5 protein-coding genes and 7 pseudogenes are annotated in these 13,345 nt (G+C 53.9%); 8 read left to right on the forward strand and 4 right to left on the reverse strand.

The window, feature by feature from the left end; all coding sequences use genetic code 11:
- The first annotated feature begins 409 nt into the window (after positions 1-409).
- From FV227_RS25035 to FV227_RS30105, 7 genes and pseudogenes are all read left to right on the forward strand, one after another.
- Positions 410-1,376 (forward strand): annotated as a pseudogene (locus tag FV227_RS25035) (IS630 family transposase).
- A 565-nt stretch (positions 1,377-1,941) separates the two neighbouring features.
- Positions 1,942-3,183: a polysaccharide biosynthesis/export family protein gene (locus FV227_RS25040; protein WP_147860158.1), complete on the forward strand. Its 1,242-nt coding sequence runs from the start codon at positions 1,942-1,944 to the stop codon at positions 3,181-3,183.
- Between the two features lie 1,160 nt (positions 3,184-4,343).
- Positions 4,344-6,356, forward strand: coding sequence for a glycosyltransferase (locus FV227_RS25045; protein WP_147860159.1), 2,013 nt, complete (start codon positions 4,344-4,346; stop codon positions 6,354-6,356).
- A gap of 96 nt (positions 6,357-6,452) precedes the next feature.
- A pseudogene (locus FV227_RS25050) lies at positions 6,453-7,086 on the forward strand (IS5 family transposase); the annotation flags it as partial.
- Positions 7,083-7,606, forward strand: a pseudogene (locus FV227_RS30100) (IS630 family transposase); the annotation flags it as partial. The pseudogenes FV227_RS25050 and FV227_RS30100, both read left to right, overlap by 4 nt.
- Positions 7,607-7,768: 162 nt before the next feature.
- Positions 7,769-8,865, forward strand: a protein-coding gene (locus tag FV227_RS25060; protein ID WP_147860160.1) for an IS630 family transposase whose coding sequence is annotated in 2 segments (ribosomal slippage) — positions 7,769-8,300 and positions 8,300-8,865 — 1,098 coding nt in all. Because the reading frame shifts where the segments join, the coding sequence is not laid out codon by codon here.
- 17 nt (positions 8,866-8,882) lie between these two features.
- Positions 8,883-9,075: pseudogene (locus FV227_RS30105) on the forward strand (hypothetical protein); the annotation flags it as partial.
- Positions 9,076-9,185: 110 nt separating this feature from the next.
- Here FV227_RS30105 and FV227_RS25065 read toward each other — a convergent pair.
- The 3 genes and pseudogenes from FV227_RS25065 to FV227_RS30385 all read right to left on the reverse strand — a co-directional run bounded on the left by FV227_RS25065 (position 9,186) and on the right by FV227_RS30385 (position 11,757).
- Complete coding sequence (locus tag FV227_RS25065) at positions 9,186-10,076, reverse strand: glycosyltransferase (protein WP_187274947.1); 891 nt, start codon at positions 10,074-10,076, stop codon at positions 9,186-9,188.
- Between the two features lie 274 nt (positions 10,077-10,350).
- Positions 10,351-11,431 (reverse strand): annotated as a pseudogene (locus FV227_RS25070) (IS3 family transposase).
- Positions 11,432-11,625: 194 nt separating this feature from the next.
- The gene (locus FV227_RS30385; RefSeq protein ID WP_281406273.1) at positions 11,626-11,757 is read right to left on the reverse strand and encodes a hypothetical protein; all 132 of its coding nucleotides are present in this window, start codon (positions 11,755-11,757) and stop codon (positions 11,626-11,628) included.
- Here FV227_RS30385 and FV227_RS25075 point away from each other — a divergent pair.
- Positions 11,736-11,945: pseudogene (locus FV227_RS25075) on the forward strand (ISL3 family transposase); the annotation flags it as partial. The gene FV227_RS30385 and the pseudogene FV227_RS25075 sit on opposite strands and share 22 nt — an antisense overlap.
- 36 nt (positions 11,946-11,981) lie before the next feature.
- On the opposite strand, the pseudogene FV227_RS25080 reads toward FV227_RS25075, so the two are convergent.
- Positions 11,982-12,936 (reverse strand): annotated as a pseudogene (locus FV227_RS25080) (IS630 family transposase).
- Positions 12,937-13,345 lie beyond the last annotated feature (409 nt).

Below are 13,345 nucleotides of genomic sequence, written 5' to 3' on the forward strand. Positions count from 1 at the left end.
GTGATAAGACCGTTAATCTGTATATCGGCGCTATTGTAAGTTTTATAATTAGCGCCGCCATAGCTCGCGCTTCCTGGATATATATCGAAAGGCCAATAATTAATTATCGCAAAATATTACTAAATCGATAAGGAGACGAATATTGTTAGTTACTTATAGTGATCTCAATGTAGAAAACGGGCGACTAGAGAGAGTGAGCGAGTATGCTTGGTTTTTATTCTTCCACCTCCGAATTATGATTGTGCTAATCCTGCAGCATTAAAGCAGATGCAGAAGGACAGTCGTCTGGGACATCGGATCGCTTCGCGTTGGTAGGCATCATATTAGAGCCGTTCCCTTCCACATTGAGTCGGGGGTAGCGGTGAGGGGTACGTTCTGATTCGATGGCGCGCTTTCAAGGGAGAGCACCATGCCGTCAGCTCTGTCAGTCGATCTGCGCGAGCGAGTCATCGAGGCGGTCGAAGCGGGATCGTCGCGCCGGCAAGCGGCGGCGTGCTTCGGCGTGCTTCGGCGTGGGGAAGGCCAGCACGATCCGGTGGCACGCGCGCTTCCGGGATGCGGGCGAGATCGCCCCCAAGCCCGCGGGCGGCGACCGGTCCCCGCCCGCCATCGAGGCTCATGCCGAGACGATCCTGGAGATCTGCCGCGCGCACCCGCAGATTTTCCTCCGGGAACTGTGCGACAGGCTGGCCAAGCAGGGGGTCCGAACCAGCACGAGTGGGCTGTGGCGGTTCTTCGGTCGCCACGGCATCACCCGTAAAAAGGGGATCTTCATGCAGACGAGCAGCAGCGCGAGGATGTGAGCGCCGCCCGAGAGGCGTGGTTCGACAAACAGATCGATCTCGATCCGGACAGCCTCGTTTTTATCGACGAGACGGCGGCCGCCACCAACATGGTGAGGTCCTATGGCCGATCCCCCCCGGGGCGAGCGCTGCCGCATCTCCGCTTCGCACGGACACTACAAGACCACCACCGTCACCGCTGCCCTGCGCACGAGCGGCCTCGTCGCCACCACCCTGTTCGATGGAGCGACGAGCGGCGAGCGCTTCCTGGCTTACGTGACCGATACCCTGGTCTCGGTGCTGAAGCGCAGCAACACGGTCATCCTCGACAACCTGAGCGTCCACAAGGTCACCGGGGTGCGGAAAGCCATCGAGGCGGTCGGCGCACGCTTGCTCTACCTCCCGGCCTATAGCCCCGACTTCAACCCAATCGAGCAAGCCTTCGCCAAGCTGAAGGCGCTCCTGCGAACGGCCGCCGCGCGCACGGTACCAGACCTCTGGACCGCGATCCGAAACGCCTTCAAAGCCTTCCATCCTCGCGAATGCCGAAACTATGTCGCCGCTGCTGGATACGATGTCTTCGACCCAACATGACCGGGAACAGCTCCAGCGCTGGGCGCTGGCATGCAGTGGATGTACGTGCCAGGAACCTCCTGGGCTAAACAGGCAAGACGAGCTTGCGACGGATCGGTGAGCCGTAGGCGCATGGCGGCTTTATGTTGTGTGCTGCTGGAAAAGCTTAAGGACGCAAGATCCCTGGGCTAGTCACGCGCCGTGCTCGACATCGGTAGGGTGTCAGCCAGAAATGGGCGCCGCGATTGCCCCGAAGCTAACTGACTACAATAAGCCTAGCACCAAATGCTACTGTCGTAAACGCCGATGGAACACCGGTCAGACTCGCTATGACAGGCGTAAACTGCCACGGTAACTGCAAACTAGTCGCGACCTTCAAGACGGTCCTAGGCCGATAGGTGGGCCGGCTCAGCTAAAGCTATGGCGTTGCAGAGCGCAATGCATGAATTAGCAGATTAGGTACGATATGGTGCAAGTTTAGATAGCCACCCGACTTCGAAAAGAATACGAAATGGAACTCGACATCGCCAAAAAATGCGTATAGTATGTGAAAATCTGTTCGTAAGAAGCTAAAGAGTTTAGCTAAATGAAATTTGCATCGAGATCTACTCTTGGTTGGCTCGTACTAAATCACTGCCTTTTAGTCAGCATTAAGGCTGAAGCTATAGAATATAAATTGGGCCCTGCTGATCAAGTGCACCTTCGTCTATCTGATGTGCGTCCTGGTACCGGTGAAGCATATCAATGGACAGCACTTAGCGGCGAGTTCACTGTAGGAGCAAGCGGTGAAATCTCGCTTCCACTCCTAGGAATGATAATTGCTTCAGGAAAATCAGTCGCGGCCCTATCAGATGAGATATCCGTTAAATTACAAAATCGAATCGGATTAGCGCAAAAACCAAACGCAGCATTGGAGATAAGTAAATATCGGCCCTTCTATATTATTGGCGATGTTGAGAAACCTGGAAATTACGAATACCGGCCCGGGCTAAATATTCTTCAAGCGGTTGCATTGGCTGCCGGTTTCTCAAAAGACCGTGAAAAATATCAACTATCATATCGACGTGATAATATCGTGCAACACGGCGATATCGTCGTTTTGTCTCAGCAAAAAGTTGCTTTGATCATCAAGCTTGCTCGGTTAGAAGCAGAGCAGTCTGGCGCTACGCAGGTAAAATTTCCATCTGATATAAGAGCGCCCGTCGAAAAAACCTTTCTAGAAAAAACTAAATCGGGAGAAGAGGCCCTTTTTGCTTCAAAAAGAGAAACCTTGAAGTTGCAACTTCAAAACCTAGACAATATCAAATCGGTTCTTGGCCAAGAACTTACGACATTAACAAATAAAGAGTTGAATCTTCAAAAGCAAAAAGAACTCGCTCAAAAGGATTTATCTGTCGTAACTGACCTTGTGAGCCGAGGTTTGACTGTAAATCCGAGGCAAATAGCGGCCGAACAAACGGTTACGACCGTCGAAAGCTCGCGCTTGGACGTTTCGGTCGCTAAACTACGCGCTCAACAGGAATTATCTAAAATTGAGCGAGAAATTATTGATACAAAAGAGCGGTATCGAGCATCTGCTCTGACTGAAGCCATCGATGCTAGAAACAAAATTGCAGATATCGAAGGAAGACTAAAACAAGCAAAGGATATACTTCAGGGTAATGCAATAAATGGTCAAGTGAATAAGCTAGAAAGTATAAGTTTTTATGTTAGCAGATTATCAAATAACAAATTAGAGACTTTAAATGCAGTTGACGCAACCGAAATATTGCCAGGAGATGTTGTAAAAGTTGTGTTTCCAGATCCTGCTGCCCTGCCAGATGAATAATCATAAATAGACAGCATTAAAAATTGACAGATTGCAGCATGGTCTTAAAATTAAACAACGAAGAACAATATTTACTATCTAATTGGTCCTGCTTGCTGTTTTCAACAATAGTAGTCGGTGGCCGTAGAGGCTCAATATCGCGCAATCTAGTGGAAAATTTCCAACTATCATACTTTAGAGCGAGCAACATTTTCGCCTGTTATCAATATGAGATATGGCCGCAATTTATGGGATTTAGCAGAGCCGCGTTTATTGGTTAAGTAGGATAAAGATGTAGCTAGTGTTTGATGGCACCATGGATGACGGTGCGCCGTGCGCAGCAGATGATCAATCAGTAGGGGCAGGTTAGCTATGTCAAGGTAAATTCCACACTGCAATAGTGACTGTTCGGGCGCTCACACCTCTCGATCACTCGCCACGCCATAAATGGCATTATCCCGCGTATCCTTAATTCTCGGCAGCAGCCGAGGTGATTTTGGGCCTTGTTAGCGTATAGATTGTTCGATCTGCGATGCAGACCGCCTTGTCTGTCCGAGTGGGGTGGGGGATCGCGTTCAGCGGTGTGCCCTAGGCACAGACAACTAGGTGACGCTTTTTGTCCGGCTCGCCGGGTGTGTTAGGTTCGGGCCAGCGACCGGCTCCCTCTTTTGGGCGATACGCTGGAGATGTCGAGCGCGGTGCGACACAAATCCAGCTGTCCCGCTCCTTCAGGGCGTTCTGGCAAAGTGCAATGCAGGGTGGCCCAAATCTGAGACGCTCTGTAGTCGTGCCCCTGTTGCAAACACGATATGATCGCGCCATGCCGCCTTGTCTGCGGCAGGTACTCCTAGGGAAAGTCAAAGCGCAGTGCGAACAGAAAGTCACTTAACGCCGAGTGATTTGGGATTAATGCACGAACGATTCTCAGGCGGCGTTGGGCTAGCCGTTGAAGTTGAAACATCATTCAATAATGGTCGAAGCCAAACATTCGAGCCATGCCTCGTCAACGTGCCAAATCCGACTTCGTAGATGCCCTGATTATCACCTAGCCCTGCGACGACGATTGGCTGGTAGTGACGCTTCTCCTGGGGATAGACGATACATGCTTAGCTCTATCTAGTCATGACGCCCATCTTTTATTTATGTTATATATTGAACGGTCGTTCTATGTGGAGGACTTTATGGCAGATCTCGAGGCATTCGCTATTAATGCTCGTTTTTTCGGGCAACCAAAAACTGGAGTTCAGCGTTACGCTCGAAGCGTCACACAATTATTAGGTGAATCCGCCGCCGCGCGTGGAAAAGTAGTCCCATTGATTGCACCCTTCGACGTCAAAGATCCGAATTTAAATGGAACATTATTTAGGCCGGCTGGAAATAGCACTGGGCATCTTTGGGAACAGCTTACGCTTCCTAGAAAATGGGAAGGTCGTTTACTAAATCTATGCAATACAGGGCCTATTTCCAAAAGAGATCAGGTAATATGTATTCATGATGCAAATACATTTCTTATGCCTGAAAGCTATGGAGCAAGATTTCGAATTTTGTATAAAACCATTCAGCCCCTACTAGCGCGTAATTCAGCGAGGATAACTACAGTATCTACCTACTCAGCTGGAAAAATTGCCTATCACTTATCTATGCCTGTCTCTGATATCGTTGTTTTACCTAACGGATACGAACACATCTATTCATGGGACCCTGGTCAAGCAACATTAGCGCCGAAGTTGCTGCGCCGGTTCCCGGATGGCCAAGAACGTCCTTTCGTCCTTGCATTAGGATCTCGTGCGCGTCACAAAAATTTAGGCCTTCTAATCGGAATTGCGGAAGAGTTAGAAAAATTAAATATAGATTTAGTAATAGTTGGCGCAAAGGTTAACATATTTTCGTCAGACTCTGTTGCTTCTCGAAATAATATTCGGCATTTAGGTTTTGTGACTGACCATGACCTAGCCTTTTTATTAGGTCGAGCGATATGCTTAGCGTTTCCATCGTTTATTGAGGGGTTCGGTCTTCCGGTTCTAGAGGCAATGGCGAGTGGCTGTCCAGTAATTTCCTCAGATCGCACAAGTTTATTAGAAATTTGTGGTAACGCTGCACTGCTGGCGTCACCAACCGAGCCCAGCCGATGGATCGAACATATCCGTGCTCTAATAGAAAGTGATGCACTCCGTGAAGACCTCATAGCGCGAGGGAAGAGTCAAGCACTCATGTTTTCTTGGACTGATACTGCAAAAGGTTACATTGATCTAATGAACAATCCTCACGTAAAAAAAGTTAATAGACCTCGCGCTTTGATAGATTTACCAAGTGTAGCTGTCGTAATTGCTACTTTGGGACGTCCTAGAGTGCTATCTCAGACTTTACAGAGAATCCTCGACCGCCAAACTCATCGTCCTGCTGTTGTAATCGTTTCATGCGTCAGGCCTGAAGATGTAGGCGAAGTTGCGAACTGGGAACGAGTCAATGTGTTAACCGGGCCACCCGGCCTCGCAGCACAGCGTAACAGAGCTATTTCAGCGATACCCGAAGAAATAGATATAATTGTATTCTTTGACGATGACTTTGTTCCTTCACCTGATTGGCTGCGTTTATGTGCGGTCGAATTCCAGAACAATGATGATATAGTTGGTTTCACTGGGGGCGTAATTGCTGATGGAATTAAAGGTCCTGGCTTGACTTTTGATGAAACTGACCGGTTGCTGTCTAAATGTTATCCGGCGAAATCATCTCGTTTGATTGAGCCATTCAGTCCTTACGGTTGTAATATGGCTTTCCGCCATTCTGCCGTCGGAGATTTGCGTTTTGACGAGCGCCTTGTCCTGTATGGTTGGTTGGAGGATCGAGATTTTGGCGCTGCGCTGGCCGCTCGCGGCGGGCGATTCGTTAAATGTCCCGAAGCACAAGGCGTTCATATGGGTGTAAAAGGTGGTCGCATAGCGGGCGATCAGCTAGGCTACTCGCAAATTATAAATCCGATTTATATGTTTCGCAAAGGAACGATGACCTTTCTCCAAGTTATAGATCATTTATTCCGCAATTTTCTCAGCAACCTATTATGGTCAGTAGCTCCGGAAGCATTTATTGATAGACGAGGCCGACTTCGAGGCAATTTGCGGGGTGTATTAGATTTACTATTTTGGCGCATCGAACCCGAGCACGCCCTGAAAATTCGAAAAAAACCGGCCGAGTAGATATTCTAGAGTGCCTAACAGAGCGGCACCGAGCGGGACTTTTAGAGTTGGTTTGGCACGGTCAGACTTCTTCTCCCCGACGATCTTTGGGATGAGATCGCTCCGCTCCTCCCACCGCCTCAGACCCGTCCGAAGGGCAGGCGCCATCCGATCGAGAACCGGGCTGCACTCATGGGCATCCTGTTCGTGTTGCGCTCGCGCACTGCCGTAGATAATACTGCCGGCCCAGATGGGCTACTGCTTCGGCATGAGTTGCTGGCGTCGGCTACGAGATTGGCATGCGGCGGGCGTATGGCGCCGACTACGTAAGATGTTGCTGGAGCGCCTGCACGCGGCTGGTTAGATCAACCGGAGTCGGGCTTGCCTGGACAGCGCATCTGTCCCGGCCGAAAAGGGAGGCCGCCACCGGCCCGAACCCAACGGATCGAGGTAAGCCGGGCACGAAGCGCCACCTCGTCACTGATGCGCGCGGTAAGCCGCTTGGCGGCTGCCTGCGCGGGCAACCAGCACGACGGTGTCATGCCACCTCTATGCCATCCCGCTTCTGCGCAGCGGCCGGTGCGGGCGACTGTGACGCCGTCTGGACAAGCTGCACGCCGACAAGGCCTATGATGCCAGACCCCGTCGGCACGAACGTCGGACGCGTGGAATCGCAAGCAGGGACATCGAGAGTAGCGAGAGACTTGGTCGTCACCGTTGGGTATTCGAGAGCACCCACGCTTGGTTCAACGCTTTGCCGAGGAGGGCGTCGAAGGTCTGCTGCATGACAAGACCCACCTGCCTGGCACTCCATCACATTCCGCGCGGACGCTGCCGAAGGTGCTGGCACTGACCTGCTCGAAGCCAACCGGCGAGGTCCCGCACTGGCCCGGCCGAGCCATCGCCGCGCGGGTCGGGACCTTACTGCGCTCCGTGCAACGGATTTGGCGGGAGCATCGTCCGTAACCGCATCGGATCCAGACGTTCAATCGCTTGCACGACCCGGCCTTCGCCCAGAAGGTCGAGGATGTTGTGAACCTTTACATAAAGCCGGCCGCCCACGCCGTGGTGCTGTCCATCGACGAGAAGTATTAGATCCAGGCCCTGGAGCGCCCCCCCCCGATCAGCCCCTCGGTTTAGAGCACCCGGCTGCTCAGACCCACGACTATACCCGCCATGGCACCACGACCCTGTCAGCAACTCTCAATGTCCTAGACGACACCGTACTCGGCCACTGCATGCAGCGCTATCGCCATGGCGAGTTCATCCGCCCGCCGTGCAGCACAGTGCATCACTGGTTCTCGCGCCTGCTGCAGGCAAGGGTGTTTGAACGCCTCGGCCATGCCCTCACGCTGGCCGACTGTGAGTAGGTAGGACGTGATACCAAGTCTCGCTGAGCAGGACTCATACGGGGTAGCGTCGGCATCTCGGTCGTGATTCTTTCCTTGGGTTTGGAGCCTGAGGAGGATGCGATGGCTGCTCCGGTGCCGCTGCGTTCGGATTTCGATGCCGAGGCCTTACGCGGCCTGGCCAAGGGTTCGCGTGATCCGGCCCAGACCCGCCGCTTGTTGGCGCTATCAGTGATCGCCGCGGGCGGTACACGCTCGGAGGCAGCCGAGATCGGCGGGGTCGGGTTGCAGACAGTGCGCGACTGGGTCGTGGCCTTCAATGCCGATGGCCCGCGCGGATTGATCGATGGCAGGGCCCCTGGGGCCCGTCCGCGCCTGAACGCCAACCAACGCGATGTCCTCAAGGTGCTGGTCGAACAGGGACCGACGCCGGCCGCACACGGTGTGGTGCGCTGGCGATTGTGCGATCTGGCTCAGATCCTGGCCGAGGGTCACGGCGTGTCAGTCTCCGAGCAGACCTTGAGCCGGGTCTTGCGGGCCATGGGCTACCGCAAGCTCTCCACCCGTCCGCGCCATCACGCCCAGGATCCGGACGCCGCGGCCGTTTTTAAAAAGACTTCCCCAACCGTCTGACGGACATCGCGCAGGCCGTCGGCGGCAAGCCGATAGAGGTCTGGTTCTGCGACGAGGCTCGTGTCGGCCAAAAGAATACCCTGACCCGGCGCTGGGCCAAGCGTGGAACGCGACCCGCAGCACCCAAGGATCAGCGCACGGCCTCGGCCTACATCTTCGGGGCGATCTGCCCGGCCCGGGGCGTCGGCGCAGGCCTGGTCATGCCCCGCTGCACCACGTCAGCCATGGCTCATCACCTCGAAGAAATCGCAGCGACCATCGCTCCGGGGGCCCACGCCGTGCTTCTGCTCGACCAGGCCGGCTGGCACACCACCAGGAAGCTCCCAGTTCCCGACAACATCACCCTGTTGCCCCTGCCGGCGCGCTCACCCGAACTCAACCCGGTCGAGAACCTCTGGCAGTTCCTTCGCAAAAACTGGCTCGGAAACCGGATCTTCAAATCCTACGACGACATCATCGATCACTGCTGCGACGCCTGGACGAAGCTCATCGCCCAGCCCTGGCGCATCATGTCCATCGGTTTGCGCCAATGGGCCCATGGGTTCTGATTAATGAGAGTTGGTATGAGGCCTGCCCGACCGGATGTGTCGTCGATGCGCAAGCCGCCCGCTCGGATGGTGTGGGGCTGGAAGGCAATCGCGGTTACGATCAGGCCTGGCGGTTCGTTGGACTCCCCTTCGACAAGCTCAGGATGAGGACGCCACGAACTGACGTATACGGACGGCCGCCTGCTCGTGGCTACGGTTTCACCCGCTGACCTGCAGTAGAGGCGGTAAACCTGTGGTGTCGACCCATTCAGATCAGGGAGAGCGAGCTATATCCGGGTATGACATACAGGTCAGGGCAAGCGTTGTCAGTTGCGAACGCACTAAGACCTAGAGTTTTTAATTTTATATTTTATAAATCTTAACTTAGCCAGACTCCACATACCTAGCCACTTAAATATTCTAATGGCAGGGTGCATTGCACGATAGATAGTTGAGTATGTATTCCAAACAAATTTTGTCCGTTCTGATGGGATAATTAATGGATCAGTGTTTTTAGAATAATGATTTACAAATAGGTTTTTGTGATCAGAAACTCCCGGCAGTGTATTATAGGTCATCCCTAGTAAAGTTTCGTTTCTAACTTGTCGTACTTCGTACTGACTCAAATTTTTTGTAATTGTGATTGTATATGCAATGGGTCCGGTCATCCTAATGACCGCCCTTTTGCCAACCCCATTTATCCAAGGGTTGTAATTCAATATATTTCTGATTATCGAATCTATGACTAATTTTAGAAGGGGATGCCTGGGACAACTAATTATATGCCAGTTTTGAAATTCTCCACCGGGAATACGTTTCATAGGGCCGGACAAGCCAGCCCCTTCATGTTCCTCCCCAAAGCTATTCCGCCACTTAGAAAGCACGTATCTATCATCTTCGAGCAAATTTTCGTCAAGAGGCAGTACTATTGAGCTTTTTATATCAAGATAAACACCGCCATATATATATATTACCAAATATCTAAACAGATCCGCTCGAGCGGCGCCATAATTTGGGTCAATGCTTCTGTATATTCTAAGCATTCTATTGCCAAACTGACTCGAAATAAAATCTTCGATATCGGCATCATCATATAATTTATGTTCCCAGTTAGGGTTAATATTTTTTATATTTTCAACATTTTTAGAAAGTGAATCTGGGAGATCATGAATCGGATATGTATGATGTATTATGCGAGGTATTGTCGAATATGGTAGGCTATCAGGTATCACTATGTTTTCCCCTCGATAGATTTCGGCGGCATGCGAATTCGAATTATATTTATAATATTATTTGGATTCATAACTTTGGATTTACTTGAGTTAATCTATGCGCCTAACTCTTAATCTCTCTCGAACGTGCTTGCTCTCATACCATACCCCCTTTGGCGATACCGGCCGCCTTCTGATGTGTGTGTATGATCGTACCAACGAGGAGCGCCTGACCTGACCGGTATTTTGGACCAGGCCGATTGAGAGGCTACTGCATTGTGGCGACCATGGGTAGCTAGAAGGCTAGATCCGGGACGGTAACAGGCGCGGGCGGCCGGTAGCCCAAGGACGAATGCGGTCGAACGCGGTTATAGGTATTCTGCCAGATCCCGACCACGGTCTGTGCCTCCTTGAGCGATCAAAAGATCTCTTGTCGTAGGCACTCATCCTTCAGCTTGCCATTGAAGCTCTCACAATAGCCATTCTCCTACGGCGATCCTGGTGCAATGTACTGGATCTGCGGGCCAGTTTTGGTGACCCATTTCCGCAAAGCCTTCGCGATCATCTCTGGGCCGTTGTCGCAGCGGATATTGTCGCGGATGCCATGCAGGCACATCGCATCTGCCAGCGCCTCGACCACACCCAAACTGTTGATGCGCCTCGCGACTTTCAGCGCCAGGTAGGCACGACTGAGCTCGTCGATCAGCGTCAGAATGCGCAGACTTCGCCCGTCATGGGTCTGCCCCTGCACAAATTCGAAGCTACAGACGTGATTGCGATGGAGAGGCCGCAGCCGTACGCAGGAGCCATCGTTCAACCACAGCGGGCTCCGCGGCCGATGCTTTTGCGGGACCTTGAGCCCCTCACGACGCCAGATCTGCTGAACCCGGTCCTTGCCCACCTGCTAGCCCGCTGCCTACAGCAGCGCGGTGACACGGCGGTAGCCGTAGCGTCCGTACCCGGACACGAAGGCGATGATGGCGCGGGTCAGCGCATCCTCATCGGCTGGCACGGTGGGCACGTAGCGTTGCGTGCCCCGATGCTGGCCAACGATCCGGCAGGCGTGGCGCTTTGGGAGACCATACTTCTCGCGAATGCCGTCGACAGCCTGCCGGCGTCGCCCCGGGGCTATAAGTTTCCCGCGGCGACGTCCGTCAGCACCTGACCCACCAGGGACAAGTCAACCACGAGCCGGCGCAATCGCGCGTTCTCGCACTCCAGATCCTTCATCCGACGGGCCTGGTCGATCTGAAGGCCGCCGTACTCCTTGCGCCAGCGTGTGTCGCTTTGCTCGGAGATCTCCGCCTCCTTACACGCTATCGCCAAACTCTTGCCCTGCGCCGTTTGAACCTCGATCTGGCGCAGCTTCGCACCACCTACTCCGCGCCCGTCTTCTGACTTCGCTTCATGTCCAACTCCTTCGGTCCTGGCCGATCCTCTCAATCAGCCCGGGCCAAAGCCAGCCGGTCAGGTCAATGTCGCCACACCGCACTCAAAGTCTGTTTGGCAATAAGTCGTACAATTTGAGCAGGGTGTGATTCAAGCAAGGGCTGAGAAAGGCCTTTGCTTGTCAAACAGCGTTGAACATTGGCTCTGGATCGGCGGCGAACTTTGGCTCTGACTTGCTCTCGCTGATGCCGGCAGCGTTGAGGTTGCGGACATCCACGATGGAGCCGCAGCATGCGTCCTCGCTTCCGATCATCGAGCCTCGTACCTACTGGATTCGTCGTCGATCATGTCGATGTCGGGGCCGACCGGACCGATCTGGTCGTGAGGTCGGGAGCCGCAGTGACGAACTGCCCAGACTGCCGGTCCCCTTCGCGTAGCATCCAAAGCCGCTACCAGCGCCGTGCCGCCGACCTGCCGCTCGGTAGCCGGCGCGTCGAGCTCTAGGTCGTCGTACGACGCTTCTAGAGCCGTTGCCGGTCATGTTGGGTCGAAGGCATCGCATGCAACAGCGTCGACATAGTTTCGGCATTCGTTGGGTTGGAATGCAGCGACGTCTTGTCGGATGGCAGCCCAGAGGTCCGGGACGGCGCGCGCAGCTACGGTTCGCAGGAGCGCCTTCAGTTTGGCGAAGGCTTGCTCGATCGGGTTGAAGTTCGGGCGATAGAGCAGACGTGCGCCGGCTGCCTCGACGGCTTTCCGCACCCCGGTGACCTTGTGGACGCTCAGGTTGTCGAGGATGACCGTGTTGCTGCGCTTCAGCACCGAGACCAGGGTATCGGTCACGTAAGCCAGGAAGCGCTCGCCGCTCGTCGCTCCATCGAACAGGGTGGTGGCGACGAGGCCGCTCGTGCGCAGGGCAGCGGTGACGGTGGTGGTCTTGTAGTGTCCGTGCGAAGCGGAGATGCGGCAGCGCTCGCCCCGGGGGGGATCGGCCATAGGACCTCACCATGTTGGTGGCGGCCGCCGTCTCGTCGATAAAAACGAGGCTGTCCGGATCGAGATCGATCTGTTTGTCGAACCACGCCTCTCGGGCGGCGCTCACATCCTCGCGCTGCTGCTCGTCTGCATGAAGATCCCCTTTTTACGGGTGATGCCGTGGCGACCGAAGAACCGCCACAGCCCACTCGTGCTGGTTCGGACCCCCTGCTTGGCCAGCCTGTCGCACAGTTCCCGGAGGAAAATCTGCGGGTGCGCGCGGCAGATCTCCAGGATCGTCTCGGCATGAGCCTCGATGGCGGGCGGGGACCGGTCGCCGCCCGCGGGCTTGGGGGCGATCTCGCCCGCATCCCGGAAGCGCGCGTGCCACCGGATCGTGCTGGCCTTCCCCACGCCGAAGCACGCCGAAGCACGCCGCCGCTTGCCGGCGCGACGATCCCGCTTCGACCGCCTCGATGACTCGCTCGCGCAGATCGACTGACAGAGCTGACGGCATGGTGCTCTCCCTTGAAAGCGCGCCATCGAATCAGAACGTACCCCTCACCGCTACCCCCGACTCAATGTGGAAGGGAACGGCTCTAATATGATGCCTACCAACGCGAAGCGATCCGATGTCCCAGACGACTGTCCTTCTGCATCTGCTTTAATGCTGCAGGATTAGCACAATCATAATTCGGAGGTGGAAGAATAAAAACCAAGCATACTCGCTCACTCTCTCTAGTCGCCCGTTTTCTACATTGAGATCACTATAAGTAACTAACAATATTCGTCTCCTTATCGATTTAGTAATATTTTGCGATAATTAATTATTGGCCTTTCGATATATATCCAGGAAGCGCGAGCTATGGCGGCGCTAATTATAAAACTTACAATAGCGCCGATATACAGATTAACGGTCTTATCAC

The sequence above is a fragment of the Methylobacterium sp. WL119 genome (assembly GCF_008039875.1).
Taxonomy (GTDB): Bacteria; Pseudomonadota; Alphaproteobacteria; order Rhizobiales; family Beijerinckiaceae; genus Methylobacterium.

What these genes read in the sequence shown, in the direction of transcription:
- FV227_RS30385 (WP_281406273.1), bottom strand. Translation starts at nt 11,757, where the DNA reads ATGATCGGAAGCGAGGACGCATGCTGCGGCTCCATCGTGGATGTCCGC.
- FV227_RS25045 (WP_147860159.1), top strand. Translation starts at nt 4,344, where the DNA reads ATGGCAGATCTCGAGGCATTCGCTATTAATGCTCGTTTTTTCGGGCAA.
- FV227_RS25040 (WP_147860158.1), top strand. Translation starts at nt 1,942, where the DNA reads ATGAAATTTGCATCGAGATCTACTCTTGGTTGGCTCGTACTAAATCAC.